The 25,802-nt window shown below is 72.1% G+C and carries 29 protein-coding genes and 1 pseudogene; 12 read left to right on the forward strand and 18 right to left on the reverse strand.

Features of this window, described 5'->3' with window-relative positions:
• Positions 1-138: 138 nt before the first annotated feature.
• The 4 genes from AC27L3_RS10545 (at position 139) to AC27L3_RS10560 (ending at position 3,275) form a co-directional block, all read left to right on the forward strand.
• On the forward strand, positions 139-1,146 hold the full coding sequence (locus tag AC27L3_RS10545; protein WP_487233734.1) for a metal ABC transporter substrate-binding protein: 1,008 nt from the start codon (positions 139-141) through the stop codon (positions 1,144-1,146).
• Between the two features lie 17 nt (positions 1,147-1,163).
• Positions 1,164-1,931, forward strand: coding sequence for a metal ABC transporter ATP-binding protein (locus AC27L3_RS10550; RefSeq protein WP_487233735.1), 768 nt, complete (start codon positions 1,164-1,166; stop codon positions 1,929-1,931).
• The gene (locus AC27L3_RS10555) at positions 1,931-2,800 is read left to right on the forward strand and encodes a metal ABC transporter permease (protein ID WP_487233736.1); all 870 of its coding nucleotides are present in this window, start codon (positions 1,931-1,933) and stop codon (positions 2,798-2,800) included. The genes AC27L3_RS10550 and AC27L3_RS10555 overlap by 1 nt, the downstream gene beginning before the upstream one ends.
• Before the next feature lie 64 nt (positions 2,801-2,864).
• Positions 2,865-3,275, forward strand: coding sequence for a Fur family transcriptional regulator (locus tag AC27L3_RS10560; RefSeq protein WP_487233737.1), 411 nt, complete (start codon positions 2,865-2,867; stop codon positions 3,273-3,275).
• A 64-nt stretch (positions 3,276-3,339) separates the two neighbouring features.
• Here the strand turns inward: AC27L3_RS10560 and AC27L3_RS10565 are convergent, their stop codons facing one another.
• The 5 genes from AC27L3_RS10565 to leuA all read right to left on the reverse strand — a co-directional run bounded on the left by AC27L3_RS10565 (position 3,340) and on the right by leuA (position 8,174).
• Positions 3,340-3,882, reverse strand: coding sequence for a YcxB family protein (locus AC27L3_RS10565; protein ID WP_487233738.1), 543 nt, complete (start codon positions 3,880-3,882; stop codon positions 3,340-3,342).
• Positions 3,875-4,708 (reverse strand): isoprenyl transferase, encoded by an 834-nt coding sequence (locus AC27L3_RS10570; RefSeq protein WP_487233739.1) that lies wholly within the window; start codon positions 4,706-4,708, stop codon positions 3,875-3,877. Before AC27L3_RS10570 ends, AC27L3_RS10565 begins: the two co-directional genes overlap by 8 nt.
• A gap of 43 nt (positions 4,709-4,751) precedes the next feature.
• A complete protein-coding gene (gene recO, locus AC27L3_RS10575; RefSeq protein ID WP_365967078.1) occupies positions 4,752-5,498 on the reverse strand; it encodes a DNA repair protein RecO in 747 nt (248 codons plus the stop codon).
• 45 nt (positions 5,499-5,543) lie between these two features.
• On the reverse strand, positions 5,544-6,245 hold the full coding sequence (locus tag AC27L3_RS10580; RefSeq protein ID WP_487233740.1) for a TerB family tellurite resistance protein: 702 nt from the start codon (positions 6,243-6,245) through the stop codon (positions 5,544-5,546).
• 141 nt (positions 6,246-6,386) lie between these two features.
• On the reverse strand, positions 6,387-8,174 hold the full coding sequence (gene leuA, locus AC27L3_RS10585) for a 2-isopropylmalate synthase (protein WP_487233741.1): 1,788 nt from the start codon (positions 8,172-8,174) through the stop codon (positions 6,387-6,389).
• Between the two features lie 311 nt (positions 8,175-8,485).
• On the opposite strand from leuA, the gene AC27L3_RS10590 reads away from it, so the two are divergent.
• Both AC27L3_RS10590 and AC27L3_RS10595 read left to right on the forward strand, forming a co-directional pair.
• Positions 8,486-9,553 (forward strand): M4 family metallopeptidase, encoded by a 1,068-nt coding sequence (locus AC27L3_RS10590; RefSeq protein ID WP_487233742.1) that lies wholly within the window; start codon positions 8,486-8,488, stop codon positions 9,551-9,553.
• A 39-nt stretch (positions 9,554-9,592) separates the two neighbouring features.
• On the forward strand, positions 9,593-9,859 hold the full coding sequence (locus AC27L3_RS10595) for a protealysin inhibitor emfourin (protein ID WP_344434912.1): 267 nt from the start codon (positions 9,593-9,595) through the stop codon (positions 9,857-9,859).
• 20 nt (positions 9,860-9,879) lie between these two features.
• On the opposite strand, the gene era is transcribed toward AC27L3_RS10595, so the two are convergent.
• The 8 genes from era to AC27L3_RS10635 all read right to left on the reverse strand — a co-directional run bounded on the left by era (position 9,880) and on the right by AC27L3_RS10635 (position 16,726).
• The gene (gene era / locus AC27L3_RS10600) at positions 9,880-10,821 is read right to left on the reverse strand and encodes a GTPase Era (protein ID WP_344434913.1); all 942 of its coding nucleotides are present in this window, start codon (positions 10,819-10,821) and stop codon (positions 9,880-9,882) included.
• A 58-nt stretch (positions 10,822-10,879) separates the two neighbouring features.
• On the reverse strand, positions 10,880-11,227 hold the full coding sequence (locus AC27L3_RS10605) for a cytidine deaminase (RefSeq protein WP_487233743.1): 348 nt from the start codon (positions 11,225-11,227) through the stop codon (positions 10,880-10,882).
• Positions 11,228-11,261: 34 nt separating this feature from the next.
• Positions 11,262-12,101 (reverse strand): helix-turn-helix transcriptional regulator, encoded by an 840-nt coding sequence (locus AC27L3_RS10610; RefSeq protein ID WP_487233880.1) that lies wholly within the window; start codon positions 12,099-12,101, stop codon positions 11,262-11,264.
• Positions 12,102-12,214: 113 nt separating this feature from the next.
• Positions 12,215-12,625 (reverse strand): DoxX family protein, encoded by a 411-nt coding sequence (locus tag AC27L3_RS10615; protein WP_487233744.1) that lies wholly within the window; start codon positions 12,623-12,625, stop codon positions 12,215-12,217.
• Positions 12,626-12,693: 68 nt separating this feature from the next.
• The gene (locus AC27L3_RS10620) at positions 12,694-14,001 is read right to left on the reverse strand and encodes a hemolysin family protein (protein WP_487233745.1); all 1,308 of its coding nucleotides are present in this window, start codon (positions 13,999-14,001) and stop codon (positions 12,694-12,696) included.
• Complete coding sequence (gene ybeY, locus AC27L3_RS10625) at positions 13,998-14,495, reverse strand: rRNA maturation RNase YbeY (RefSeq protein ID WP_365967070.1); 498 nt, start codon at positions 14,493-14,495, stop codon at positions 13,998-14,000. Before ybeY ends, AC27L3_RS10620 begins: the two co-directional genes overlap by 4 nt.
• Positions 14,496-14,507: 12 nt before the next feature.
• A complete protein-coding gene (locus AC27L3_RS10630; protein ID WP_487233746.1) occupies positions 14,508-15,506 on the reverse strand; it encodes a PhoH family protein in 999 nt (332 codons plus the stop codon).
• A 104-nt stretch (positions 15,507-15,610) separates the two neighbouring features.
• On the reverse strand, positions 15,611-16,726 hold the full coding sequence (locus AC27L3_RS10635; protein ID WP_487233747.1) for a PfkB family carbohydrate kinase: 1,116 nt from the start codon (positions 16,724-16,726) through the stop codon (positions 15,611-15,613).
• Between the two features lie 77 nt (positions 16,727-16,803).
• Here AC27L3_RS10635 and AC27L3_RS10640 point away from each other — a divergent pair, with 77 nt between their 5' ends.
• From AC27L3_RS10640 to bla, 4 genes are all read left to right on the forward strand, one after another.
• Complete coding sequence (locus tag AC27L3_RS10640) at positions 16,804-18,135, forward strand: 6-phospho-beta-glucosidase (RefSeq protein ID WP_487233748.1); 1,332 nt, start codon at positions 16,804-16,806, stop codon at positions 18,133-18,135.
• Between the two features lie 211 nt (positions 18,136-18,346).
• Entirely contained in the window at positions 18,347-18,970 is a 624-nt protein-coding gene (locus AC27L3_RS10645; protein WP_487233749.1) for a DUF4956 domain-containing protein, read from the forward strand.
• Positions 18,967-19,782, forward strand: coding sequence for a polyphosphate polymerase domain-containing protein (locus AC27L3_RS10650; protein ID WP_487233750.1), 816 nt, complete (start codon positions 18,967-18,969; stop codon positions 19,780-19,782). The genes AC27L3_RS10645 and AC27L3_RS10650 overlap by 4 nt, the downstream gene beginning before the upstream one ends.
• An 88-nt stretch (positions 19,783-19,870) precedes the next feature.
• Positions 19,871-20,830, forward strand: a complete 960-nt coding sequence (bla, locus tag AC27L3_RS10655; protein ID WP_487233751.1) for a class A beta-lactamase — start codon at positions 19,871-19,873, stop codon at positions 20,828-20,830.
• Positions 20,831-20,848: 18 nt separating this feature from the next.
• Here bla and AC27L3_RS10660 read toward each other — a convergent pair whose 3' ends face one another.
• Positions 20,849-21,940: an S-(hydroxymethyl)mycothiol dehydrogenase gene (locus AC27L3_RS10660; protein WP_487233752.1), complete on the reverse strand. Its 1,092-nt coding sequence runs from the start codon at positions 21,938-21,940 to the stop codon at positions 20,849-20,851.
• Between the two features lie 144 nt (positions 21,941-22,084).
• Here AC27L3_RS10660 and AC27L3_RS10665 point away from each other — a divergent pair, with 144 nt between their 5' ends.
• Positions 22,085-22,888, forward strand: coding sequence for an HAD family acid phosphatase (locus AC27L3_RS10665; RefSeq protein WP_487233753.1), 804 nt, complete (start codon positions 22,085-22,087; stop codon positions 22,886-22,888).
• A gap of 46 nt (positions 22,889-22,934) precedes the next feature.
• Here AC27L3_RS10665 and AC27L3_RS10670 read toward each other — a convergent pair whose 3' ends face one another.
• A complete protein-coding gene (locus AC27L3_RS10670) occupies positions 22,935-23,414 on the reverse strand; it encodes a hypothetical protein (protein WP_487233887.1) in 480 nt (159 codons plus the stop codon).
• 181 nt (positions 23,415-23,595) lie between these two features.
• Positions 23,596-23,769, reverse strand: a pseudogene (locus tag AC27L3_RS10675) (helix-turn-helix domain-containing protein); the annotation flags it as partial.
• Positions 23,770-23,971: 202 nt separating this feature from the next.
• On the opposite strand from AC27L3_RS10675, the gene AC27L3_RS10680 reads away from it, so the two are divergent.
• A complete protein-coding gene (locus AC27L3_RS10680) occupies positions 23,972-24,421 on the forward strand; it encodes a hypothetical protein (protein WP_487233754.1) in 450 nt (149 codons plus the stop codon).
• Between the two features lie 81 nt (positions 24,422-24,502).
• Here AC27L3_RS10680 and AC27L3_RS10685 read toward each other — a convergent pair whose 3' ends face one another.
• Positions 24,503-25,411 carry a ribonuclease Z gene (locus AC27L3_RS10685; RefSeq protein ID WP_487233755.1) on the reverse strand — a complete coding sequence of 303 codons (909 nt, stop codon included), beginning with the start codon at positions 25,409-25,411 and terminating at the stop codon, positions 24,503-24,505.
• A 4-nt stretch (positions 25,412-25,415) separates the two neighbouring features.
• Positions 25,416-25,772, reverse strand: coding sequence for a histidine triad nucleotide-binding protein (locus AC27L3_RS10690; RefSeq protein WP_487233756.1), 357 nt, complete (start codon positions 25,770-25,772; stop codon positions 25,416-25,418).
• Between the last annotated feature and the right edge of the window lie 30 nt (positions 25,773-25,802).

Consider the following 25,802-nt stretch of genomic DNA (forward strand, 5'->3'; position numbering starts at 1 on the left):
GCGACGACGAACAGCGAATGATTCAGGTTACCGGCGCTGTACCCCCTCTCATCAAATCGGCTCTGGCCTTGGCTTGACCGCTCGCGCGGACCGCCGTGCAGTTGACAATCGTTTCCATCTTTGTTGAAAATGAGTGTCATGAACGTACGCCCGATTCGTCCGGCCCCGGGCCGGCGCCGAATACCCCTCGCCGCCGTCTCCCTCGCCGCGGCGCTCGGCCTCGTGACCCTCACCGCCTGCTCCGCCGTCACCGCCGGTGACGGCAAGAAGAACGGAAAACTGCAGGTCATAGCGTCGTTCTACCCCATGGAATTCCTGGCCCGGGAAATCGGCGGCGAACACGTCGACGTCACGGGACTGACCAAGCCCGGCGTCGAACCGCACGACCTGGAGCTCACCCCCCGGCAGACCGGCTCCCTCGCCGACGCCGGCGCGATCGTCTACCTCAAGGGACTGCAGCCCGCCGTCGACGAGGCCATCAAGCAGTCCGGAAACAAGCACGTCGCGGACGCCACCTCCTTCACCCGCCTGGAGAAGCACGGTGCCGAGGCCGGCGGTCACGAGGACGCCGGCGGCCACGAGGACGAGGGCGCGGACGGCCACCACGACCACGGCGACGGGGCGGGCACCGACCCCCACGTCTGGCTCGACCCCGTCCGCTACGCCCAGGTCGCCCGGGGCGTCGCGAAGACCCTCGGCGAGGCCGACCCCGAGCACCGGGCCGACTACACGCACAACGCCGACGAGCTGGCGAAGAGGCTCGACACGCTCAACAATGACTTCGCGGCCGGTCTGAAGAACCGCGCCTCCGACACCTTCATCACCACCCATGCCGCCTTCGGCTACCTCGCCGAGCGCTACGGGCTGGTCCAGGAGGCCATCAGCGGCGTCGACCCCGAGTCCGAGCCCAGCGCCGCCCGGATGAAGCAGCTGCACAAGCTCGCCGAGGAGCACCACATCGGCACCGTCTTCTTCGAGACCCTCGCCAGCCCCGCCACCGCGAAGACGCTCGCGGGCGACCTGAAGCTGAGGACCGACGTGCTCGACCCTCTCGAAGGCATCACCGACGCCTCCCGGGGCCGCGACTACTTCGGCGTGATGAAGGCCAACCTGGCCGCCCTGCAGAAGGCCCTGGGAACCAAGTGAGCGGACAGGAGACAGCCATGGAGCAGCCCGTCATATCCGTGCGCGGGGCCACGGCATCGCTGGGTTCGCGCCCGGTGCTGCGCGGCATCGACCTGAGCGTGGGCCGCGGCGAGGTCGTCGCCCTGCTCGGCGCCAACGGTTCCGGCAAGTCCACCGCCGTGCGGGCCATCGTCGGACAGGTCCCGCTGACCGGCGGCGAGCTGGAGCTCTTCGGCACCCCGCGGCGCCGCTTCCGCCAGTGGGCGCGCGTGGGGTACGTCCCCCAGCGCACCACCGCCGCCGGCGGCGTGCCCGCCACCGTGCGCGAGGTCGTCGCCGCCGGACGCCTGGCCCGTACGAAGCTCGGGCCGACCCGCAAGGCGGACCGCGAGGCCGTCGTACGGGCCCTGGAGCTGGTCGGCATGGCCGACCGGCTGAAGGACCCGGTGGCCGCGCTCTCCGGCGGCCAGCACCAGCGCGTACTGATCGCCCGCGCCCTCGCCGGCGAACCCGAACTGCTGATCATGGACGAGCCGATGGCCGGCGTCGACCTCGCCAGCCAGGAGGTCCTCGCGAGCGCCCTGCGCGAGCAGGTCGCCCGCGGCGCCTCCGTCCTGCTCGTGCTGCACGAGCTCGGCCCGCTGGAGCCGCTCATCGACCGCGCCGTCGTGCTGCGCGACGGCTGCGTCGTCCACGACGGGCCCCCGCCCGAGGCCGTGGGCCAGCACGCGCTGCCCGGCCACGACCACGTACACCCGCACGCCGACCCGGCCGCGGAACCGATCCGGACAGGGCTGCTGAGCTGATGGACATCCTCGAACTCGCCTTCATGCAACGGGCGCTGCTCGCCGCGCTCCTGGTGGGCATCACCGCCCCCGCCATCGGCATCTACCTCGTCCAGCGCCGCCAGGCGCTGATGGGCGACGGCATCGGCCACGTGGCCCTCACCGGCGTCGGCCTGGGCTTCCTGCTCAACACCAGCCCCGTGTGGATCGCCACGATCGTCTGCGTCGTCGGCGCCGTCGTCATGGAGCTCATCCGCTCCTACGGCCGCGCCCGCGGCGACATCGCGCTCGCCATGCTCTTCTACGGCGGCATGGCCGGCGGCGTCATGCTGATGAGCCTGGCCCCCGGCGGCTCCAACGCCAACCTCACCACCTACCTCTTCGGCTCGATCACCACCGTCTCCCCGCAGGACGTCGTGGCCATCTGCCTGCTCGCCGGCTTCGTCATCCTCACCACCGTCGGCCTGCGCAAGCAGTTGTTCGCGATCTGCCAGGACGAGGAGTTCGCCCGCGTCACCGGCCTGCCCGTGCGCCTGCTGAACCTGCTGATCGCCGTCACCGCCGCCGTCACCGTCACCGTCGCCATGCGCGTCGTCGGACTGCTGCTGGTCAGCGCCCTGATGGTGATCCCCGTCGCCGCCTCCCAGCAAATCGCCCGCAGCTTCGCGGCGACCTTCTCCATGTCGGTGGCCATCGGCGTCCTGGTGACCCTCTCCGGCACCGTGACCTCGTACTACGTGGACGTGCCCTCCGGGGCGACGATCGTGCTCCTGGCCATCGGCCTGTTCATCCTGCTGACCGTCCTGGCCACCCCCCTCGCCCGCCGCCGCGCCGCGGCCACGGAGGCCGCGGAACGCTGCACGGCGGTCACGGACGACGTCAAGGTCTGATCGCCTGGCACAATTGGCCTGCACCCCGTGCGACGAGTGTTCAGGCGAGCTTGAGGAGGCAACTGTGGCGACCGCCGGACCCCCGGTACGCGGCCGGGCCACCAAGCAGCGGGCCGCGGTCGCGGCCGCGCTCGACGAGGTGGACGAGTTCCGCAGCGCGCAGGAGCTCCACGACATGCTCAAGCACCGCGGCGCCTCCGTCGGCCTGACCACGGTCTACCGCACCCTGCAGTCCCTCGCGGACGCCGGCGAGGTCGACGTCCTGCGCACCAGCGAAGGCGAAGCCGTCTACCGCCGCTGCTCCAGCGGTCACCACCACCACCTGGTCTGCCGCCTGTGCGGCAAGGCCGTGGAGGTCGAGGGCCCGGCCGTCGAGAAGTGGGCCGACTCCATCGCCGAGGAACACGGCTTCGTGGACGTCGCCCACACCATCGAAATCTTCGGCACCTGCGGAGAGTGCGCGGCGAAGCGGTAGCCGCAGCGGCCACGTGAACGGCCCCGGACGTCGAGGACGTCCGGGGCCGTTCGGCTTTTCGCGGTCAGGCCCGCGGCAGGCGCGAGGCGAGGAGGGCGCGCAGGTGGTCGGCTTCGGTCGGGGTGGCGAGGCCGCGTTTGGGGAGGATGACGACGCAGTTGCTGCGCTTGTCGGGGCTCAGCAGGACGAAGACGTCGTCGCGCTCCGTGTAGCGGCCGAAGGCCGGCCAGAGCGTGCGCTGCGAGGTCAGGCTCGCCACGGTGGTCAGTCCCTCGGCGTCCGCCGTCACGTGGGTGCGGCCCTGCAGGCTCAAGGTCTTGTGGGCGGCGCGGGCCTGCAGGGTGGGCAGGAGGAGGATCACGGCCACGGCGAAGCCCATGAACGCGAGCGTGATCCAGTCCCGGCCCGCCAGCCCGTCGGGCCCGTGCGGGGCGAGGATGGCGACGGCGAGGACCGCGTAGGCCAGGGGCAGCAGGATGCGCTGCCGCCGGACGCCGGGGACCGCGCGCGTGCGGGCGGCGAGGGCGGAACGGACGTCGGCCAGGGTCAGTTCGAACTCGAGGGTCACCGAGCCCGCGGCCGGCGGGGCCGCGAGGGTCTCACTCACCGGTCACCGGCTCCTTCGCGAGCTGCTCCTCGTTGGGGATCGCGCCGCCGAAACGGCGGTCGCGCCGGGCGAACTCCAGGCAGGCGCGCCACAGGTCGCGGCGGTCGAAGTCGGGCCACAGGACGTCCTGGAAGACCATCTCGGCGTACGCGCTCTGCCAGAGCAGGTAGTTGGAGGTGCGCTGCTCGCCGGAGGGGCGCAGGAAGAGGTCGACGTCCGGCATGTCCGGGTAGTAGAGGTACTTGGCGAAGGTCTTCTCCGTGACCTTCGACGGGTCGAGCCGGCCCGCCTTGACGTCCTCGGCCAGCGCCTTGGCGGCGTCGGCGATCTCCGCGCGGCCGCCGTAGTTCATGCAGAAGTACAGGGTGAGCTTGTCGTTGCCCTTGGTCTGCTCCTGGGCGATCTGCAGCTCCTTGGCGACCGAGCGCCACAGCTTGGGCATGCGGCCCACCCAGCGCACCCGGATGCCCAGCGCGTCGAGCTGGTCGCGGGTCTTGCGGATGAAGTCGCGGTTGAAGTTCATCAGGAAGCGGACCTCGTCCGGGGACCGCCGCCAGTTCTCGGTGGAGAAGGCGTACAGGGAGACGTTGCCGACGCCCATCTCGATGGCGCCCTGCAGGACGTCCAGCACCCGCTCGGCGCCGACCTTGTGGCCCTCGGTGCGCGGCAGGCCGCGGTCCTTGGCCCAGCGGCCGTTGCCGTCCATGACGATGGCCACGTGCTCGGGCACGAGCTCGCCGGGGATCTTCGGGGGCCGGGCGCCGGAGGGGTGCGGGTCGGGGGTGCGGTACTCGCGTCGGATGCCCAGAATCCCGCGTCGTGCCATGACTGCCACTTCTCCTTGGTCCCTGTCCTTGATCCCTGTGTGCCTATTGTTCGACGTAGCGCAGGGAGCGCAGGCCGCGCTCCAGGTGCCACTGCAGGTACGCGGCCACCAGGCCGCTGCCCTCGCGGACGTGACGCGCCTCGCACGCGTCCGCGGTCGCCCAGTCCCCGGTCAGCAGCGCGCCCAGGAGCTCGATCGACTCCGAGGAGGGTACGACGCATCCCGGCACCCGGCACTCCCCGCACACCACGCCGCCGGCCGCGACCGAGAAGAACCGGTTCGGACCGGGCATTCCGCACTTCGCGCAGGCGCCGAAGCTGGGCGCGTAGCCGTTGACGGCGAGGGAGCGCAGCAGGAAGGCGTCCAGGACGAGGTGCGGGGCGTGCTCACCGGAGGCGAGGGTGCGCAGGCCCCCGACGAGCAGCAAGTACTGCTGGACGGCCGGCTCGCCCTCGTGGTCGGTGAAGCGCTCGGCGGTCTCCAGCATGGCGGTGCCGGCGGTGTAGCGGGCGTAGTCGGTGACGATCGCCCCACCGTACGGGGCGATCGTCTCACTCTGCGTGCACAGCGGCAGGCTGCGCCCGACGAGCTCGCCGCCGCGGGCGAAGAACTGCACGTCGACGTGCGAGAACGGCTCCAGGCGGGCGCCGAACTTCGACTTCGTACGGCGCACGCCGCGCGCGACGGCGCGCACGCGGCCGTGGCCGCGCGTGAGGAGGGTGATGATCCGGTCCGCCTCGCCCAGCTTCTGAGTGCGCAGCACGATGCCGTCGTCGCGGAACAGAGTCATGGGGACATTGTCCCGTACGCCGGACGGCGCCCCCGCCGCGGTCGGCTACGAGGGGGTGCGGGCCGCCGCCAGGAGGCGGTCGGTGGCTTCGGGGCCCAGCATCAGGGCGCGGCCCACCGTGGCGAGGACCTCGCGTTCGGCGGGGCGGTAGGGGCCGTCGGCCAGGGCGATGCGGGCGCCCTGGAGGAGGATGGCCTCGCGGCCGGCCGGGGCCAGGTGCGGGGCGAGGGGTTCCAGGGCCTCGTGGAGCTCGATGACCAGGGCCGTGCCGCGGCTGTCGAAGCCGCCGGTCGGCGGGGCCGCGTAGCGGCCCGTGTCGGCGGCCAGGGCCTCGATGAGGGTGACGAGCTGCTCCTCGCTGCAGTCGGCGAAGCCCGCCGCCCGTACTGCACCCACGGCGGCGCGCCGGACCGTGTGGGCCTGGGTGCCGCCGGCGGCCAGGACGGCCAGGGCGACGGTGTGCACGGCGTCGCGCAGCATCGCGGAGAAGCGGGTGGTGGTGGGGTGGTCGAGGACGTCCATGGCGTAGCGGCCGCGGCAGGCGGTGCATTCCACGATGGGTCCGGCCTGCCCGCGCGGGAGCAGGGGGATGCCGAGGACGACGAGGCGGCGCCGGCCGGTGCGGCGGTGGTAGTTGCGGTCGCCGCCGCAACCGGGACAGAAGAACTCGCCGTCTCCCACGGTGCGCCATACGGTGCGTACGCCCACCACACACCGGTCCGGGCTGTGTCGGCCTTGCGCGTGCATCACGGCGCACCTCCATAACGCCACGGCCTCGTCGCCGCGTTGACGTGATGTTAGCCACATCGTTGATGCGGCGTCAGTACCTCGGCCGTCCGGCCGCGGCGGCCGCAGGGGTGCGGCGGCCGCCGGGCCCACCGGATGTGGTCAACCGCGGTACGCGCGGTTGACCGCCGAGACGACGGCCTTGATCGAGGCGCGGGTGGTGTTGGGGTCGATGCCGATGCCCCACAGCACCCGGCCGTCGATCACGCACTCGATGTACGAGGCGGCCTGGGCGCTGGCGCCCTCGCTCATGGTGTGCTCGGTGTAGTCGAGCAGCCGGGCGTCGACGCCGATGGCGGCGAGCGCGTCGAAGAAGGCGGAGATCGGGCCGTTGCCGGTGCCGGTCAGGGTGGTGTGCGTACCGTCGACGACGGCCTCGACGGTCAGTGCGTCGCGGCCCTCGCTGGTGGTGGAGGTGTGGGTGCCGCGCAGGGCGATGCGGCCCCAGGGGTTGTCGGCGGTCGGCAGGTACTCGTCCTGGAAGACGGACCAGATCTCCTGCGGGGTGACCTCGCCGCCCTCGGCGTCGGTCTTGGCCTGGATGATCTTCGAGAACTCGATCTGCATCCGGCGCGGCAGGTCCAGCTTGTGGTCGTTCTTCAGGACGTAGGCGATGCCGCCCTTGCCGGACTGCGAGTTGACGCGGATGACGGCCTCGTACGAACGACCGACGTCCTTGGGGTCGATGGGCAGGTACGGAACGGCCCACTCGATGGCGTCGACGGTCGTTGCGGCGGCGGCCGCGTCGGCCTCCATCGCCTCGAAGCCCTTCTTGATGGCGTCCTGGTGGGAGCCGGAGAAGGCGGTGTAGACCAGGTCACCCGCGTACGGGTGGCGCGGGTGGACCTCCATCTGGTTGCAGTACTCGGCGGTGCGGCGGATCTCGTCGATCTGCGAGAAGTCGATCTGGGGGTCGACGCCCTGGGAGAACAGGTTCATGCCGAGGGTGACCAGGTCGACGTTGCCCGTGCGCTCGCCCTGGCCGAACAGGCAGCCCTCGACGCGGTCGGCGCCGGCCATGACCGCCAGCTCGGCGGCGGCGACGGCGGTGCCGCGGTCGTTGTGCGGGTGGGCGGAGAGGCAGACGTACTCGCGCCGCGAGAGGTTCCGCGACATCCACTCGAAGCGGTCGGCGTGCGTGGAGGGCGTGGAGCGCTCGACGGTGGCGGGCAGGTTCAGGATGATCTCGCGGCCGGGCTCGGGCTGCCAGACGTCCATGACGCCCTCGCAGACCTCCAGCGCGAAGTCCAGCTCGGTGTCGGTGAAGATCTCGGGGCTGTACTGGTAGCCGAAGACCGTCTCGTCGCCGAGGATCTTCTCCGCGTACTCCATGACCAGCCGCGTGCCGTCGACGGCGATCTGCTTGACCTGCTCGCGCGAGCCGCGGAAGACCACGCGGCGGAAGACCGGCGCGGTGGCGTTGTACAGGTGCACGGTGGCGCGGTGGGCGCCACGCAGGGACTCCACCGTCCGCTCGATCAGCTCCTCGCGGGCCTGGGTGAGGACGGAGATCGTCACGTCCTCGGGGATCGCGCCCTCCTCGATGATCGAGCGGACGAAGTCGAAGTCCGTCGCCCCGGAGGAGGGGAAGCCGACCTCGATCTCCTTGTAGCCCATGCGCACCAGCAGGTCGAACATCTCCCGCTTGCGGGCGGGCGACATCGGGTCGATCAGCGCCTGGTTGCCGTCGCGCAGGTCGGTCGACAGCCAGCGGGGCGCCGCGGTGATGCGCCGGTCGGGCCAGGTGCGGTCGGGCAGGTCGACGGCGTCGTACGGTCGGTACTTGTGCACCGGCATCCCGGAGGGCCGCTGGGTGACGGTGGCGGCGGTGACGGGCGTGGGGCGGCCGACGGAATCGGCGTGCCGAGCGCTCTGGGCGTTCTGGGACATCTGCGGAAGGCTCCTCGGAAGTCACGCGGACGGCCGACGGGACTGCTGGCGACGAGGCACGGGCAGCACCGGACTCCGCGGGGAGGGGGTCGGCCTTCGCTACGGACCCTCGCCGCGGCAGCTAAGAAGAAGCAGCACGTCACGCATGGTGCACAGCACACTAGCCGAGACGCCGGGGACCGGGCAGGGGCGTTCCACCATGCGGGACGGGCGCGGGACGGGTGCGGGGCGCGCCGGAATCCGGCCACTCGTTTGTGTCAATCCGTGCACCGGCCGCTGACAAGGCGGGGAGCCGGTGCCAGATTCGGCGCATGACTACCCGGAACCAGAAGCACGGGGTCTTCTGCGGCATCGTCCCGCCGCATGTGCTCGACCGGCTCGCCGAGTCCGAGGACCCCCGCCACCACGAGCCCGCCCGCCGCACCCTGGAGCACGACGGCGCGCTGCGCACCCGGCGCCGTGTCACGGCAGCCCGCACCGTGTCGGGCGCGGCGGCGGGGGCCGCGTCGGACCACCCGCAGCGGACCATCTACGACGCCCGGCACACCAGCACCCTGCCGGGCACCAAGGTGCACGCCGAGAGCGAGGGCCCGGCCAAGGACGCCACCGTCAACCGCGCCCACGCCGGGCTCGGCGCCACCTTCGACCTGTACTTCAAGGTGTACGGCCGGCACTCCATCGACGGCGCCGGAATGCCGCTGAACGCCAGCGTCCACTACGGGCAGGGTTACGACAACGCCTTCTGGGACGGCGAGCAGATGGTCTTCGGCGACGGCGACGGCGACCTCTTCCTGGACTTCACCATCCCCGTGGACGTCATCGGTCACGAGCTGACCCACGGCGTGACCCAGCACACGGCCAACCTGGAGTACTACGGCCAGTCGGGCGCGCTCAACGAATCCGTCTCCGACGTCTTCGGCTCCCTCATCAAGCAGTACGCCCTCGGCCAGAGCGCGGAGCAGGCCGACTGGCTCATCGGCGCCGGGCTGCTCGGCCCGGGCGTGGACCGGGGTGCCGCGCTGCGCTCGATGAAGGCGCCCGGCACCGCGTACCAGGACGACGTCCTCGGCAAGGACCCGCAGCCGGCCACCATGGACGACTACGTCCGTACCAGCCGGGACAACGGCGGCGTCCACATCAACTCGGGCATCCCGAACCACGCCTTCTACCTGCTGGCCACCGCACTCGGCGGCAATGCGTGGGAGCGCGCCGGCCGCATCTGGTACCAGACGCTGACCGGCGGCGAGCTGGCCTCCGACGCGGACTTCGCCGCGTTCGCCCGGCTGACGGTGGCTTCGGCGAAGGCGCTGTACGGCGAGGGGGACGCCGTCCAGGCCGTGCTCAAGGCCTGGAGCCAGGTGGGGGTTCCCACCGCGTAGCGGCGGCCTGGACCGCCACGGACGGGGTAGGCGTCAAGCATGCGTATCGCCATCACCCGCACCGGCGGCTATGCCGGCATCGAGCGCCGGGCCGAGCTGGACACCTGCGGCCGGCCCGACGCGACGCACCTGGAGGCCCTCGCGCACCGCGCCCTCGCGCCGGGGCGCGAGGCGCCCGCCCGGGGCGTACCGGACGCCTTCCACTACGAGATCAAGGTGAACGGCCGTTCGGTCCACCTCGCGGACCCGCACCTCACGTCGGAGCAGCGGGAGCTGATCCGCACGGTACTGAAGGAAGGCGCGTAGCGCCCCTGCGGGGCGCTTCGCTAGAAGCCGAGCTTGCGGAGCTGCTTGGGGTCGCGCTGCCAGTCCTTGGCGACCTTCACGTGCAGGTCCAGGAAGACCGGCGTGCCCAGCAGGGCCTCGATGTGCTTGCGGGACTTCATGCCGACCTCCTTCAGGCGCGCACCCTTCGGGCCGATGATGATGCCCTTCTGGCTGGGGCGCTCGATGTAGACGTTGGCGTGGATGTCCAGCAGCGGCTTGTCCTTGGGGCGGTCCTCGCGGGGGATCATCTCCTCGACCACGACGGCGATGGAGTGCGGCAGCTCGTCGCGGACGCCTTCGAGGGCCGCCTCGCGGATCAGCTCGGCGACCATGACCTGCTCGGGCTCGTCGGTGAGGTCGCCCTCGGGGTAGAGCGGCGGGCTCTCCGGCAGCATCGGCGCGATCAGGTCCGCCAGCAGGGCGACCTGCTTGTCGCCCACGGCCGAGACCGGGACGATCTGGGCCCACTGGATGCCCAGCTCCTCGCCCAGCTGCTGGATGGCGATCAGCTGCTCGGCGAGGGTCTTGGAGTCGACCAGGTCGGTCTTGGTGACGATGGCGATCTTGGGGGTCTTCTTGATGCCCGCCAGCTCGCCCGCGATGAAGCGGTCGCCGGGGCCGATCTTCTGGTCGGCCGGCAGGCAGAAGCCGATCACGTCGACCTCGGCCCAGGTGGTGCGCACGACGTCGTTGAGCCGCTCGCCCAGCAGGGTGCGCGGCTTGTGCAGGCCGGGGGTGTCCACCAGGACCAGCTGGGCGTCCGGGCGGTGCACGATGCCGCGCACGGTGTGCCGGGTGGTCTGCGGACGGTTGGAGGTGATCGCGACCTTCGTCCCCACCAGTGCGTTGGTCAGGGTCGACTTGCCCGCGTTGGGGCGGCCGACGAAGCACGCGAAGCCCGCGCGGTGGGGGGCCTGGGAGGGGGAGGCGGCGTTGTCCATGCCTCACATTCTCCCCGATTCCCCGCTGCCCTCCGACCAGAGCCGCCCGCGGGCCGGGCTAGCCCGCGGCGACCACGGGCCCGGGGGTGCCGTCGGGCCCGGCCAGCAGGACGGGCGTTCCCGGCCCGCCCAGGTCGCCCACGGCGGCCCGGTCGGCGTCGGTGACGGCCCCGGCCTCGGAGACCACCGCCGCGGCCTCCAGGGACGCCGCCCCGCTGGCCACGGCCATGGCCACGGCCGTCTGCAGGGCGCTCAGCCGCAGGGACGGCAGGTCGACGGTGCCGGCGACGTACGTACGGCCGGTCTCGTCGCGTACGGCCGCGCCCTCGGCGACGGCGTTGCGGGCCCGGGTGGCCCGGGCGAGCGTGATCAGCTTGCGGTCTTCGGGGTGCAGGGTCTCCGTCATGCCTGGAGCATAGGCGCGGGGCACCCGGCGCCGATCAGCCGGTGGCCGCGTCCGCCAGGGCGTACATGGCCTCGCGCCGGCCCTCCGGCGTGCACAGCCGGGCCACCTTCTCGGCGGTGCCGGTGCCGGGCACGGGGTTGTGCAGGACGATGGCCAGGTCGGGGCGGGCCGGGACGCGCAGCTGGGTGCTCTCCAGGTACAGGGTGCCGGCCACCGGGTGGTGGACCTCCTTGACCATCTGTCCTCCGGGCTGCACGTCGCCGCGCGCCCACAGCTGCCGGAATTCCTCGCTGGCCTCGGACACCTCGGCCACCACCGCCTCGAAGCCCTCGTCCCCGGGCCGCTCGGAGCAGGCCGCCCGGTACTGGGCGACGACCCTGCCCGCGTTGGCCTCCCAGTTGCCGGCGCGGGAGCGGTAGACGGGGTCGGTGAAGAAGTCGATGAGGCAGTTCTGCCGGGTCTGCTCGCGGAAGCCCAGGACGAGGGTGGCGGACTCGTTGTAGGCCACCAGGTTCCAGTACGGGTCCATGATGTGCGCCGGCGAGGGCAGCCAGGCGTCGATGAGCCGGCGCAGCCCGTCGCACAGGTACTCGGGGTCGTCGGCGGGTGCGGGCTCGGGCAGCGGCGGGTTGAGCCCGGCCAGGACGTACAGGTGGCGGCGCTCGGGGTGGTCCAGGCGCAGCACCCGGGCGACGGCGTCGAGCACCTGGGGCGAGACGGTGATGTCGCGGCCCTGCTCCAGCCACTGGTACCAGGAGGCGCCGACCCCGGCGAGGACCGCGACCTCCTCCCGGCGCAGCCCCGGTGTGCGGCGCCGGCCCCCGCCGTCGGGCAGGCCCACGTCGGCCGGGGACACCCGGGCCCGACGGCTCATCAGGAACTCGCGCAACTCGTGGCGTCGGCGTACGGCCGTCAACTCTCCCCCTCTTCCCCCGCCGGAGGCGGCCCTGCGTGGCGGTACGGCCCCCACGATAAGGCGCGGTGCCTTCACTTCCTGCGGCGGTGCCGGCGGTCCACGGCCGCCAGCAGCAGACCGCCCAGGACCGAGACGTTGCCGTAGAACGCCGCCCGGTGCTGCATCCGCCGGCCCGGGTCCGTCTCCTTCCAGAAGGCGTGACCGGCCAGCGTCGTGGGCACCAGGCTCGCGGCGAGCACCAGGGCCGAGGCGCGCGGCAGGATGCCGCAGGCCAGTGCCGCGCCGGCGCCCAGGTGGACGGCGCCGTTGAGCCGGACCAGCGCCCGGGCGTCGCGCGGCAGCCCCGGCACGCGTCGGGCGATGGGCAGGGCCACCGGCGCCGCGAGGGCCGCGAGGGCCTCGGGATGGCGGACGGTCTGCAGGCCGCTGGTGACGAAGACGGACGCGAGCAGGGGGCGGGCGAGGCTCCGGACGATTGCCACGTTCACCGCCTTCCCTCGCGGGGCCGGGGGGATGCCCCGGCCCCGCAAGGTTCGCCCGCTCAGCCCGCTCAGGCGTCCTGCGACGCCTCCCGCACCGGCTCGACCAGCACCGTGACGATGCGGTTGCGCCGGCCCGCGGGGGCCTCGGCGGTCAGGCGCAGGGCCTGCAGGGAAGGGTCGATGCCCCGCTCGCCGACGGGCACCTCGGCCGTGGCGCCGGCGATGGGCACCCGGCCCAGGGATTTGGCCAGCAGGCCGCCGACGGTCTCGACGTCCTCGTCGTCCAGGTGTTCCAGGCCGTAGAGCTCGCCGAGGTCGCCCAGGTCGAGGCGGGCGGTGACGCGGTAGCGGCCCTCGCCGAGCTCCTCGACGGGCGGCAGCTCCCGGTCGTACTCGTCGGTGATCTCGCCGACGATCTCCTCAAGGATGTCCTCGATGGTGACGATGCCGGCCGTGCCGCCGTACTCGTCGATGACGACGGCGCAGTGGGTGCGCTGCTGCTGCATCTCGCGCAGCAGGTCGCCGGCGTTCTTGGTGTCGGGCACGAAGACGGCCGGCCGCATGGCGGTGGAGACCAGCTCGCTCTCGGCCTCGCGGTTGATGTGCGTCCTGCGGACGAGGTCCTTGAGGTAGACGATGCCGACGACGTCGTCCTCGTTCTCGCCGGTGACCGGTATCCGGGAGAAGCCGGAGCGCAGGGCGAGGGTCAGGGCCTGCCGGATGGTCTTGCCGCGCTCGATGACCACCAGGTCGGTGCGCGGCACCATGACCTCGCGCACCAGGGTGTCGCCGAGCTCGAAGACGGAGTGCACCATGCGGCGCTCCTCGTCCTCGATGAGGGACTCCTTCTCGGCGAGGTCGACCATGGCCCGCAGCTCGGCCTCGGAGGCGAAGGGGCCCATGCGGAAGCCCTTGCCGGGGGTGAGTGCGTTGCCCAGGAGGATCAGCAGCCTGGGCACCGGGCCCATGATGCGGGCCAGCGGCAGCAGCACGTACGCGGCGGCCGTGGCGGTGCCGAGGGGGTGCTGGCGGCCGATGGTGCGCGGGGAGACGCCGACGGCGACGTAGGAGACCAGCACCATGACGGCGATGGCGACGGTCAGCGCCTGCCAGGTGGCGTCGAAGGACTCCAGGCAGACGTAGGTGACGAAGACGCCCGCCGCCATCTCGCAGGCGACGCGCACCAGCAGGGCGACGTTGAGGTAGCGGGTGGGGTCGGCGGCGACGGCCATGAGCCGGGCGCTGCCGCGCCGCCCGAGCCGGACGGCCTCCTCGGCCCGGAACCGGGTGGTCCGGGCGAGGCCGGCCTCGGCGCAGGCGGCGAGCCAGGCGACGACCAGCAGCAGGACCGCCGCCGCGATCAGGCGGCCGGTCACGTGAACGTGGGCGCCGGGGAGGGTCCGGTCAGGCCGTGCTCGGCGCGCCAGCCGTCGATGATCGCCGCCTGGAGGCCGAACATCTCGGCCTTCTCGTCGGGCTCCTCGTGGTCGTAGCCGAGGAGGTGCAGCACGCCGTGGACGGTCAGCAGCTGCAGCTCCTCGTCCATGGAGTGCCCGGTCGGCGCCTCCTCGCCCTGCTTCCTGGCGACCTCCGGGCACAGGACGATGTCGCCGAGGAGACCCTGCGGGGGCTCGTCGTCGTCCTTGGCCGGCGGGCGCAGCTCGTCCATCGGGAAGGACATCACATCGGTGGGGCCGGGCAGGTCCATCCACTGGATGTGCAGCTGTTCCATGGCCTCGGCGTCGACGACGATGACCGAGAGCTCGGAGAGCGGGTGGATGCGCATCCGGTTGAGGGCGTAGCGGGCGACGTCGAGGATCGCCTGCTCGTCGACCTCCGTGCCGGATTCGTTGTTGACGTCGATGGCCATGGGTTTCGCGGTTTACTTTCCGTTGCGGCTGTCGTACTTCTCGTACGCGTCGACAATACGGCCGACGAGCTTGTGCCGGACGACGTCCTGGCTGGTGAGCATGGAGAAGTGCACGTCGGGCACACCGTCGAGGATCTCGCGCACCTGGCGCAGACCGCTCTTGGTGCCGCCGGGCAGGTCGACCTGGGTGATGTCACCGGTGATGACGATCTTGGAGTCGAAGCCGAGCCGGGTGAGGAACATCTTCATCTGCTCGGGGTTCGTGTTCTGCGCCTCGTCGAGGATGATGAACGCGTCGTTGAGCGTCCGGCCGCGCATGTACGCCAGCGGCGCGACCTCGATCGTCCCGGCGGCCATCAGGCGCGGGATGGAGTCGGGGTCGAGCATGTCGTGCAGCGCGTCGTACAGCGGGCGCAGGTAGGGGTCGATCTTCTCGTAGAGCGTGCCGGGCAGGAAGCCGAGCCGCTCGCCGGCCTCGACGGCGGGCCGGGTGAGGATGATCCGGTTGACCTGCTTGGACTGCAGGGCCTGCACGGCCTTGGCCATGGCCAGGTAGGTCTTGCCGGTGCCGGCGGGGCCGATGCCGAAGACGACGGTGTGCTTGTCGATCGCGTCGACGTAGCGCTTCTGGTTGAGCGTCTTGGGGCGGATGGTGCGGCCGCGGTTGGAGAGGATGTTCTGGGTGAGGACGTCGGACGGTGCCTCGACCGCGGCCCCCGCGTTCTCCTCGCGCAGCATGGAGATCGAGCGTTCCACCGCGTCCTCCGTCAGCGGTGCGCCCGTGCGGAGCACCAGCATCATCTCTGCGAAGAGGCGCTGCACGAGGGCGACTTCCCGCTCGTCCCCGGTAGCGCTGATCTCGTTCCCCCGGACGTGGATGTCCGTCGACGGGAACGCCTTCTCGATCACGCGCAGGAGCGAGTCCCCGGAGCCCAGGACCGTGACCATGGGGTGCTTGGCCGGGACGGTGATGCTCGTGCTCGCCTGCGGTCGTGTGGGTGTCTGAGTCATGGGCCGGCTCTAGGCCTGCTCATCCCTCTCTTTCCTGCATTCCTGTATCCGAAGAACCCTGGAATTCAAGGGTACGACGGCCCGGCCAGCGGGCCGAAGGGCTTTTACCTGTGCCGGAAGCCCAGCGTGGGCACGGCCCGGCGCAGCGGCCAGGGGCGGGGGGCCGCGGGCAGCAGGTCGTCGAGGAAGGCGTAGCGGCGCAGGGTGGCCGCGGACTGGTCGTCGAAGGAGCGCACGTGCTGCCACCAGGCGGCGACCTCCACCCAGCCGGGCGCGGAGAGCGAGCCGCCGAACTCCTGCACGGACAGGGCCGCGGTCAGCCCCGCGAAGGCCAGCCGGTCGGCCAGCGGCCACCCGGCGAGGGTGCCGGTGACGAAGCCGGCCACGAAGACGTCGCCGGCGCCGGTGGGGTCCAGGGCCTCGACGACGATGGCCGGGACCTCGGCGCTCTCGCCGGTGCGCCCGTCCACGGCGTACGCGCCCCGCTCCCCCATGGTCACCACGGACAGCGGCACCTTCTCCGCCAGCGCCCGGGCGGCGGCGCGCGGGCAGTCGGTGCGGGTGTAGCGCATGGCCTCCTCGGCGTTGGGCAGGAACGCCTCGCAGTGCTCCAGGCCGTCCAGGTCGGCCGGGTCCCAGCGGCCGGACTCGTCCCAGCCGACGTCGGCGAAGACCCGGCTGCCGCCGCGGGCGGCCCGGGCGATCCACTCCTGCGGCCGCCCCGGTTCCAGCAGGGCCACGCAGGCGCGGGCGGGCGGCGGGCAGCCGGGGGGCTCCTCGGGCGGCGCCTCGTGGCCGTGGGAGACCATCGTGCGCTCGCCCTCGTAGGCCATGGAGACGGTGACCGGGGAGTGCCAGCCGAGGACGGTGCGCGACAGGCTCAGGTCGATGCCCTCGCCGCGCGAGAGCGCCTCCCAGCAGTACTCGCCGTACATGTCGTCGCCGAAGGCGGCCGCGAGCGAGGTGCGCAGGCCCAGCCGGGACAGGGCGGTGGCCATGTTGGCGATGCCGCCGGGGCTGGAGCCCATGCCGCGGGCCCAGGACTCGGTGCCGCGCACGGGGGCGGAGTCCAGACCGGTGAAGATGATGTCCAGGAAGACGGTGCCGGTGAGGTAGACGTCGGTGGCCGGATCGTCCGGGGCGCGGACCGCGGCGAGCGGGTCGAGGACGGGGGCCGCAGGCCGCTCCGGACGATATTCGTGGGGGCCGGGCACCGTCATGTTCGCTCGCCGCTCCTCTCGGGATGCACGAATGCGGTTCCGCACAGTGTGCCCGATGCTGAGGTACGTTCCGTCCCATGAGGCTGACCATTCTCGGCGGTGGCGGGTTCAGAGTGCCTCTGGTGCACCGCGCGCTGCTGGACGACGCCCGGCGGGACGCGCCCGGCCGCTGCACGGAACTGGTGCTGTACGACACGGACTCCGCCCGCATGGCCGTGATCGCCTCCGTGCTGGGCGCCCAGGCCGCAGGCGTGGCCGGCGCCCCGGCGGTACGGCTGGCGAGCAGCCTGGACGAGGCCCTGCGCGGGGCGGACTTCGTCTTCTCCGCGATCCGGGTGGGCGGCACCTCCGGGCGGGTGCTCGACGAGCGGATCCCGCTGGCCGAGGGCGTGTTGGGCCAGGAGACCGTCGGCGCGGGCGGGGTGCTGTACGGGCTGCGCACGGTGCTGGTGGCCATGGACATCGCCGAGCGCGTCGCGGCCGTCGCGCCCGACGCCTGGGTCATCAACTTCACCAACCCGGCCGGCATGGTGACCGAGGCGATGTCCGCCGTGCTGGGTGAGCGCGTCATCGGCATCTGCGATTCACCCGTGGGGCTGGTGCGGCGGGCGGCCCGGGCGCTGGGGGTCGAACAGGCCGGTGCGGAGTTCGACTACATCGGCCTGAACCACCTGGGCTGGCTGCGGTCGCTGCGGGTCGGGGGCGAGGACCTGCTGCCGGGGCTGCTGGCCGACCCGGCGGCGCTCGCCACGTTCGAGGAGGGCAAGCTCTTCGGGTCGCGCTGGCTGCGGGCGCTCGGCGCACTGCCCAACGAATACCTGCACTACTACTACTTCCGCCGCGAGACCTTCGCCTCGCTGCGGGAGGCCCCGCAGACCCGGGGGGAGTTCCTCGACCGGCAGCAGGGCGACTTCTTCGAGCGGGCCACCGCCGAGCCGCACCGCGCGCACGAGCTGTGGCAGCACGCCCGGCTGCAGCGCGAGGAGACGTACATGGCGGAGAGCAGGGCGGCCTCCGGCGGCTGGCAACGCGATTCCTGCGACCTGGACGGCGGCGGCTACGACCAGGTGGCCCTCGCCCTGATGCGGGCCATCGCCGGCGACGAGAACACCCGCCTCATCCTCAACGTCCCCAACGGCTCGACCGTGCCCGCCCTCGCCCCGCACGCCATCATCGAAACGGTGTGCGACGTCAGCGCGAAGGGCGCGCAGCCCCTGCCGGGCGCCCCCCTGCGCGAGGACCAGCTGGGCCTGATGCTGCAGCTGAAGGCCGTCGAGCGGGCCACCATCGACGCCGCCGTGCACGAGGACCGCGATGCCGCCCTGCGCGCCCTGGCGCTGCACCCGCTCGTCGACTCCCCGGCCGTGGCGGCCCGCATCCTGGAACGGGCGGAGCGGGCCGGTATCTGACGCCCCGTCCGCCGCGGGCCGGCTGCGGCTGCGGCTGCACGGGTGATACCGCCCGCGCAACAAGGTGATTTACGTAAGAGATGCTTCCGGTTCCGGTCAGTCCGGGGCCGATTCCGTCAAGGATTCGCATTGTTCACCCGAGTGAGTCCACCGCTTCACTCAAAGTTTCCCCAACGTCTGTGATCGTCCGAGCGCGCAGAGAGAGGGAGCAATGGAATCCATGCGTCACCTGGCCGCCCACCTGGGACTCGACCTGGTCGCCGTATGCCTGCTGACTTTCGCGATCTACTACCCGCGGCACCGCCGCCGCGACCTCGTACCCGCCTACCTCGCCCTGAACGTCGCGCTGTTCACCGTCGTCGCGGCCCTCGGCGAGCTCAGCGGCAACGGCGGCCTGGCGCTCGGCTTCGGCCTGTTCGGCGTGCTGTCCATCATCCGGCTGCGCTCGGACGCCGTGCAGCACGAGGAGGTGGCGTACTACTTCACCACCCTCGTCCTCGGCCTGGTGTGCGGCCTGCCGCACCTGGCCCTGGGCATCGCCGCCGCCATGGCCGCCGTCCTGCTGCTGGTCGTCTACGGCGCCGACCACCCCCGGCTGTACGCCCGCTCCCGCCGCACCCTCGTCACCCTCGACGCCGTCCACGGCGACCCCGCCGCCCTGCGCGCCGACCTCGCCCGCAGGCTCGGCGAACCGCTGGACTGGACCGTCATGGAGATCGACTACGTCCGCGACCTCATGGTCGTCGACGTCCGCTACCGCGCCCTCGAACCCGGTGCCCCCACCACCCCGCGGCAGGTGACCCCGCAGTCCGCCCCGGCCTGGGAGGCGGCGTGACCGCACCCGTAGCCGTCACCGGAGCCGGGGCCGTGGGCGCCATCGGCACGGCCGCGGCCGCCGCGGCACCCATAACCCTGTCGGAGGTCAACGAGCGGGCCGAACTGCTGACCCGCTTCGACCGCAGCTACCTGGTGCCCGCCGAAACGTTCTGCCGCCTGGCCGCCCACCTCACCGACCCCCGGCGCACCGGCGGCCCCTTCCGGGCCCTGACCATCGACGGCGTCCGCGCCTTCCGCTACCACTCCGTCTACTACGACACCCCCACGCTGCGCAGCTTCCACGATCACCGCCAGGGCCGCCGGCTGCGCTTCAAGATTCGCGAACGGGTGTACGAGGACTCCGGCGAGCGGCAGTTCGAGCTCAAGCTCAAGGGCCGCCGCGGCGACACCGTCAAACTCCGGCGGGCCATGGGCACCGGCGACCACCCCCTGGACGCCTCCCACCGCGCCTTCCTCGACACCACCCTGGCCCGGGCCTACGGCTTCCCCGCCCCGGAGACCCTCAGCCCGTCGGTCAGCACCGACTACGTCCGCACGACACTCGTCGCGGACGGGGAACGCATCACCTGCGACGCCGGGCTCGTGTGCACCGACCTGCGGGGCGGGCGGGTGGTGCGGTGCGACAGCGGACTGGTACTCGTCGAGACGAAGAGTACGGGGCACTTGACGGAGGCGGACCTGTTGCTGCACGCGCACGGGGTGCGGCCGGCGGTCTTCACGAAGTACTGCGCGGCACTGGCGGCCCTGCGACCCGCCCTCCCCGCAAACCGCTGGCGCCGCGCGGCACGAGCCGCGTTCACGACGGGGTGAGTGCGGGGGGGGTGCGCCCCTACGGGGCGAACCATCCCTGGGGCAAATGTGGCTGATGTGGAACCAGAGGCGGCAAGCCGGACGTGTAATGGCACCGAACAGCCCCCGGCGAGAGGAACCACCCGCAGTGACGTCCATACCCCGCCGCAACGTCCTCACCCTCGGCGCAGGCGCCGCCCTGGCCACCGTCCTGGCCGGCAACGGAACGGCCCAGGCCGCCCCGCAGCGGCGCGGCGGCGACGACGCGGCCCGGCGTCTCGCCGAGTTGGAGCGCACGCACGGCGCGCGCCTCGGCGTGTACGCCCACAACGTCCGCACCGGCCGCACCGTCGCGCACCGCGCCGACGCACTGTTCCCGATGTGTTCGACGTTCAAGACGCTCGCCGTCGCCGCCGTGCTGCGCGATCTCGACCGTGACGGCGCGTTCCTGGCGAAGCGGATCCGCTACACCGCCCAGGACGTCGTCGACGCGCAGGCGGAAAACTCGCCGATCACCAACAAGCCGGTGAACATCGCCAACGGCATGACCGTCGAGGAGCTGTGCGCCGCCGCCATCTCCTTCAGCGACAACTGCGCCGCCAATCTGCTGCTGCGCGAGCTCGGTGGCCCGACGGCCGTCACGCGTTTCGCGCGCTCGGTCGGTGACCGTGTCACCCGCCTCGACCGGTGGGAGCCCGCGCTGAACACCGCCGAGCCGGACCGGGTGACGGACACCACGACCCCGTACGCCATCGGCCGCACCTACGCCCACCTCGTGCTCGGCAACGCGCTGGACCCCGACGACCGCAGCCGGCTCACGGGCTGGCTGCTGGGCAACACCACGAGCGACAAGCGGTTCCGCAAGGGCATCCCCGCCGGCTGGAGGGTCGCCGACAAGACCGGCGGCGGCAGCTACGGGACGAACAACGACGTCGGCGTCGTCTGGACGCCGCAGGGTGCGCCGGTCGTGATGGCCGTGCTGACGACGCACCCCCACGACCGGAAGGCGGAGGGCGACAACGAGCTGATCGCGCAGACCGTCGCCGTCCTCGCCGGCGCCCTCGGCTGACCGCAGGTCGGCCGGCGGTCAGTCCTCGAAGACCACCACCGAGCGCAGCACGTCGCCCTGATGCATGCGCTCGAACGCCTTCTCGACGTCGCCGAGGCCGATGGTCTCGGTGACGAAGGAGGCGAGGTCGATCCGGCCCTGCAGGTGCAGGTCGACGAGCATGGGGAAGTCGCGGCTGGGCAGGCAGTCGCCGTACCAGGAGGACTTCAGGGCGCCGCCGCGGCCGAAGACGTCCAGGAGCGGCAGTTCCAGTTGCATCTCGGGCGTCGGGACGCCGACGAGGACGACGGTGCCGGCGAGGTCGCGGGCGTAGAAGGCCTGCTTGTACGTCTCGGGGCGGCCGACGGCGTCGATGACGACGTCGGCGCCGAAGCCGCCGGTGAACTCACGGATGGCCTCGACGGGGTCGGTGTCGCGGGAGTTGACCGTGTGGGTGGCGCCCATGCGCCGGGCCCACTCCAGCTTGCGGTCGTCGAGGTCGACGGCGATGATCCGCGCGGCTCCGGCGAGGCGGGCGCCGGCGACGGCCGCGTCACCGACGCCGCCGCAGCCGATGACGGCGACCGAGTCGCCGCGGCCGACGTTGCCGGTGTTCAGGGCGGCGCCGAAGCCGGCCATGACGCCGCAGCCGAGCAGGCCGGCAACGGCGGGCGAGACCGCGGGGTCGACCTTGGTGCACTGGCCCGCGGCCACGAGGGTCTTCTCGGCGAAGGCGCCGATGCCGAGGGCGGGGGCGAGCTCGGTGCCGTCGGTCAGCGTCATCTTCTGCCGCGCGTTGTGCGTGGCGAAGCAGTACTGCGGGCGCCCGCGCAGGCAGGCGCGGCACTGGCCGCAGACCGCGCGCCAGTTCAGGACGACGAAGTCGCCGGGGGCGACCTCGGTGACGCCCTCGCCGACGGCCTCCACGATGCCGGCCGCCTCGTGGCCGAGGAGGAAGGGGAAGTCGTCGTTGATGCCGCCCTGCTTGTAGTGCAGGTCGGTGTGGCACACGCCGCACGCCTGGACCTTCACCAGGGCCTCGCCCGGCCCCGGGTCGGGCACGACGATCGTCTCCACGCGCACCGGCTCGTTCCTGCCCGGGGCGACGACCGCTCGTACTTCCTGCGCCATCTCGAGCCCCACCCTTCGTGTCGCTGGTTGTGCTCCCCACGGTACGCCCTCGGACGATCTTCTTCGCGCGTAGAGAGCCCTTGACCAGTCCAGATCAAGCGCTTAGCTTCACGGAGAGTTTCCTTGTTACCCAGGAGTCATAACGTGCCGTCCCTCTCCCTGAAGTCCACGCGCGTGCGCGTGGCCGCCGCCACCGCCGCCGCCCTCGTCGCCGGGGCCGGCCTGTACACGGCGGGTGCCGCCAGCGCCGACCACGCGGTGCCGCGTTCGGACAAGGAGATCCCGAACCTCACGCAGGTCCAGGACAAGATCAAGGCGTACTACGGCGACACCGTCGACGCCTCCGGCCAGCACTACGCCTCGCCGGAGAGCAACTACGCCAAGCAGGTGGCCGACATCGAGCGCAAGGCGAAGGCCCAGTTGGAGCGGGTCGTCAAGAACCAGGGCAAGGCGCACGGCGCCAAGAAGCCCGCGATCGTCCTGGACGTGGACGACACCACCCTGCTGACCTACAACTACGAGCTGCAGCAGGGCTTCCGCTTCACGCCCGAGTCGCAGGACGCGTACCTGAAGTCCACCGACATGGGCCCGGTCTTCGGCATGCCGCAGCTGGTCAACTGGGCCAAGGAGAAGGGCGTCGAGGTCTTCTTCGTCACCGGTCGCGACGAGCACCAGCGGGACTGGAGCGTGCGCAACCTCAAGAACGCCGGCTACAAGCCCGCCGCCGACACCGAGCACTTCTTCCTGAAGAACAAGAAGACCCCGCCGGCCTACCTGGCCTGCGGCGCCAAGTGCACCACGGTCGAGTACAAGTCGGGCACGCGCGCGTACATCGAGTCCAAGGGCTACCGCATCGTCGCCAACTTCGGCGACCAGTTCAGCGACCTGCAGGGCGGCCACGCCGAGCGCACCTACAAGCTGCCGAACCCGATGTACTACCTGCCGTAAGGCGTGCACGGCGGCGCAGGCGTCGTCGCGTCCGGGCCCGGGCCGCTCAGGTCCGGGTCCGGGCCTTGCGCAGCCGCTGGCAGCCGTGCAGCTCCCGTCCGTTGGAGTCGCACACCTCGAACCACACGTTCTTCAATCCGTAGCGGACACCGTCCCTGCCCGCTGCCTGGTCGCCGTCGGGGTTGGCGACCAGGACGCTCTCGTGCCGGCCCCGACGGTCCTCGTAGTGCATGACCAGCCGGCCGCCCCAGCCGTCGTGGTACGCGTCCCGGTCGTCCCGGGAGAACGGCATCACGTACTCCACGCCGTACCACCCGTCACCGGTGTCCCAGTACCGGTATCCCACGCTCGCGATCGTCGCGCCCTTGGTGCTCCTCGCCTCGAAGAGGCTGAACGCGCCGGCGCGGGTCGTGCCGGCGGGAGTCGTGCCGGCGGCGGTCGCGGGCGCCGGCCGCGCGTCGCCGCCGGTCCGCAGCAGCCCCGCGCCGAGCGCCCAGTAGCCGAGGGCCGGCACGGCCACCACCACCGGCAGCCACCGCAGCCGGGACCACAGCCCCGCCGTCCGGCGGCGTCCCGCCGGCGCGTTCCCGTTGGCGACCGGCGACGCGTTCCCTGGCCGCCAGCCACTCCCCCACCCGCGACTCCTCGCCGCAGGCCACCACGAAGGCCTCCAGGACCTCGGGGCGCGGCAGGGCGTTCCGGGCGAGCACGTCGGAGATCGTGCTGCGTGCCAGCACCATGCCCCGCTCGGCGGCGCGCTGCTGAAGCCTCCGGTAGGTGAGCCCGGAGCGCTCCCGCAACTCCCGCATCAGCGCCACCAGAGCAGCGGCGTCCTGCGCCCCGGCCGGATCCGGTCCCCCCTGAGCCCCCATGGTGCACATGGTCGGCAGCGACGCGGGGGACCGCAACGCTGCTTTCCGTCACGTGCCCGAACTCACCGGTTCACCGCCGAACGCCCTGTCCGACCAGCCCGGACATGCCCGGACACGTCCCGGACGGCCGATGCGTGGACGCGGCCGGCCGGCGCTGCCATCGTCGTCCGCCGACACCACCGCACACTCCTCACGTCGAACGGGAGAGCTGATGATGCACGGATTGCGCCGCGCCTCGACCACCGCCGCCGTCGCCACCGCCGCTCTGCTGACGCTCGCCGGCCAGGCGGGCGCGACCTCCCTGTCCTTCGTGTCCGGACAGTCGTACAGCGGCTGCTCGCTCGCCTCCGGGACCTACAACTACTACGACACCCACAAGCAGACGCCGAGCGGCAAGAAGCTCTACACGACGGACTTCGACATCGAGGTCAAGGACCAGTGCCACGGCGACCCGAGTCACGACGGCGCCCGGCTGTACCTCGCCTACTGGCAGTACAAGAACGGTCTGGAGGAGTGGGTGCCCTGGTACGGCGTGAAGACGAACGGCACCTACAACCCGGGCGCGAAGGCCCCCAAGAACGTCTGGAATCTGATCATGAGGGTCTGCGACTGGAATCCGAAGGACGGCACGCGCGAGAACACCTGCGCCCGGGTCCTGTAGCCACTGTGCGCGCGGTCCGTGGCGATGCCGCGGACCGCGCGAGGCGGCGCGCCGGGGCGAGGCCCCGGCCGACCGGCTCCCTCAGCGCCGCTTCGGCACCGGGACGCGCATCAGGTCGCGGGCGACGGTGAGTTCGCCGTCGAAGCCCGCGGCGCGTGCCTGCTGCTCGAAGACGGCCGGGTCGTCGTAGCGCTGCGAGAAGTGGGTGAGCACCAGGTGGCGCACGCCCGCCTGCGCCGCCACCCGCCCGGCCTGACCGGCGGTCAGGTGGCCGTGCTCGGTGGCCAGGTCCTCGTCCTCGTCGGTGAACGTCGACTCGATGACCAGCATGTCGCAGCCCTCGGCCAGCTCGTGCACGCCTTGGCACAGCCGGGTGTCCATCACGAACGCGAAGCGCTGCCCGCGCCGCACCTCGCTCACCTCGTCCAGGGTGACCCCGCGGACCTCGCCCTCGCGCTGCAGCCGGCCCACGTCCGGCCCGGCGATGCCGTGCGCGGCCAGCCGTTCGGGCAGCATCCGGCGTCCGTCGGGCTCGGTCAGGCGGTAGCCGTAGGACTCGACGGGGTGCGAGAGCCGGCGCGCTTCGAGGGTGTACGCGTCCGTGACGGCGAGCACCGCGCCGGTGCCCGCCACCGGCTCCTGCGCCAGCTCCACCGTCTCGCGGTAGGCGGTGGCGTAGCGCAGCCGCTCGAAGAAGCGCCTGCCGCTGGCCGGGAAGTGGGCGGTGACCGGGTGCGGCACCCGATCGAGGTTGATGCGCTGGATCACCCCGGCGAGGCCGAGCGAGTGGTCGCCGTGGAAGTGGGTGATGCAGATCCGGTTGAGGTCGTGCGCGGCCACCCGGGCGCGCAGCATCTGCCGCTGCGTTCCCTCGCCCGGGTCGAAGAGGATGCCGTCGCCGTCCCACAGCAGGACGTAGCCGTTGTGGTTGCGGTGCCGGGTGGGCACCTGGCTGGCGGTGCCCAGGACGACCAGTTCGCGTACGGACAAGGGCTTAGCCGGGGGGCCAGTTGAAGCCGCGGCCGCCCAGGACGTGGGCGTGCGCGTGGAAGACGGTCTGCCCGGCGCCGGCGCCGGTGTTGAAGACGATGCGGAAGCCGCTGTCCCCGTTCTCCTGCAGGGCGACCTCGCCGGCCTCGCGCAGCACGTCGGCGGCGATCGCCGGCTCGGCGGCGGCCAGGGACGCGGCGTCCGGGTGGTGCACCTTGGGGATCACCAGGACGTGCACGGGCGCCTGCGGGTTGATGTCGCGGAAGGCGAGCGTCGTGGCCGTCTCCTTGACGATCGTCGCGGGCACCTCCCCCTTGACGATCTTGCAGAACAGGCAGTCCGCCTGCGGTTCTCCCGCCACCGGTGGGCTCCTCCCGGGTCGTCGGCTCCT

Source organism: Streptomyces sp. PKA51, from assembly GCF_057552455.1.

What these genes read in the sequence shown, in the direction of transcription:
- AC27L3_RS10545 (WP_487233734.1), top strand. Translation starts at nt 139, where the DNA reads ATGAACGTACGCCCGATTCGTCCGGCCCCGGGCCGGCGCCGAATACCC.
- AC27L3_RS10550 (WP_487233735.1), top strand. Translation starts at nt 1,164, where the DNA reads ATGGAGCAGCCCGTCATATCCGTGCGCGGGGCCACGGCATCGCTGGGT.
- AC27L3_RS10555 (WP_487233736.1), top strand. Translation starts at nt 1,931, where the DNA reads ATGGACATCCTCGAACTCGCCTTCATGCAACGGGCGCTGCTCGCCGCG.
- AC27L3_RS10570 (WP_487233739.1), bottom strand. Translation starts at nt 4,708, where the DNA reads ATGGCACGACGCGGGATTCTGGGCATCCGACGCGAGTACCGCACCCCC.
- recO (WP_365967078.1), bottom strand. Translation starts at nt 5,498, where the DNA reads ATGACTCTGTTCCGCGACGACGGCATCGTGCTGCGCACTCAGAAGCTG.
- AC27L3_RS10580 (WP_487233740.1), bottom strand. Translation starts at nt 6,245, where the DNA reads ATGCACGCGCAAGGCCGACACAGCCCGGACCGGTGTGTGGTGGGCGTA.
- leuA (WP_487233741.1), bottom strand. Translation starts at nt 8,174, where the DNA reads ATGTCCCAGAACGCCCAGAGCGCTCGGCACGCCGATTCCGTCGGCCGC.
- AC27L3_RS10590 (WP_487233742.1), top strand. Translation starts at nt 8,486, where the DNA reads ATGACTACCCGGAACCAGAAGCACGGGGTCTTCTGCGGCATCGTCCCG.
- AC27L3_RS10595 (WP_344434912.1), top strand. Translation starts at nt 9,593, where the DNA reads ATGCGTATCGCCATCACCCGCACCGGCGGCTATGCCGGCATCGAGCGC.
- era (WP_344434913.1), bottom strand. Translation starts at nt 10,821, where the DNA reads ATGGACAACGCCGCCTCCCCCTCCCAGGCCCCCCACCGCGCGGGCTTC.
- AC27L3_RS10605 (WP_487233743.1), bottom strand. Translation starts at nt 11,227, where the DNA reads ATGACGGAGACCCTGCACCCCGAAGACCGCAAGCTGATCACGCTCGCC.
- AC27L3_RS10610 (WP_487233880.1), bottom strand. Translation starts at nt 12,101, where the DNA reads ATGAGCCGTCGGGCCCGGGTGTCCCCGGCCGACGTGGGCCTGCCCGAC.
- ybeY (WP_365967070.1), bottom strand. Translation starts at nt 14,495, where the DNA reads ATGGCCATCGACGTCAACAACGAATCCGGCACGGAGGTCGACGAGCAG.
- AC27L3_RS10630 (WP_487233746.1), bottom strand. Translation starts at nt 15,506, where the DNA reads ATGACTCAGACACCCACACGACCGCAGGCGAGCACGAGCATCACCGTC.
- AC27L3_RS10635 (WP_487233747.1), bottom strand. Translation starts at nt 16,726, where the DNA reads ATGACGGTGCCCGGCCCCCACGAATATCGTCCGGAGCGGCCTGCGGCC.
- AC27L3_RS10640 (WP_487233748.1), top strand. Translation starts at nt 16,804, where the DNA reads ATGAGGCTGACCATTCTCGGCGGTGGCGGGTTCAGAGTGCCTCTGGTG.
- AC27L3_RS10645 (WP_487233749.1), top strand. Translation starts at nt 18,347, where the DNA reads ATGGAATCCATGCGTCACCTGGCCGCCCACCTGGGACTCGACCTGGTC.
- bla (WP_487233751.1), top strand. Translation starts at nt 19,871, where the DNA reads ATGGCACCGAACAGCCCCCGGCGAGAGGAACCACCCGCAGTGACGTCC.
- AC27L3_RS10660 (WP_487233752.1), bottom strand. Translation starts at nt 21,940, where the DNA reads ATGGCGCAGGAAGTACGAGCGGTCGTCGCCCCGGGCAGGAACGAGCCG.
- AC27L3_RS10680 (WP_487233754.1), top strand. Translation starts at nt 23,972, where the DNA reads ATGATGCACGGATTGCGCCGCGCCTCGACCACCGCCGCCGTCGCCACC.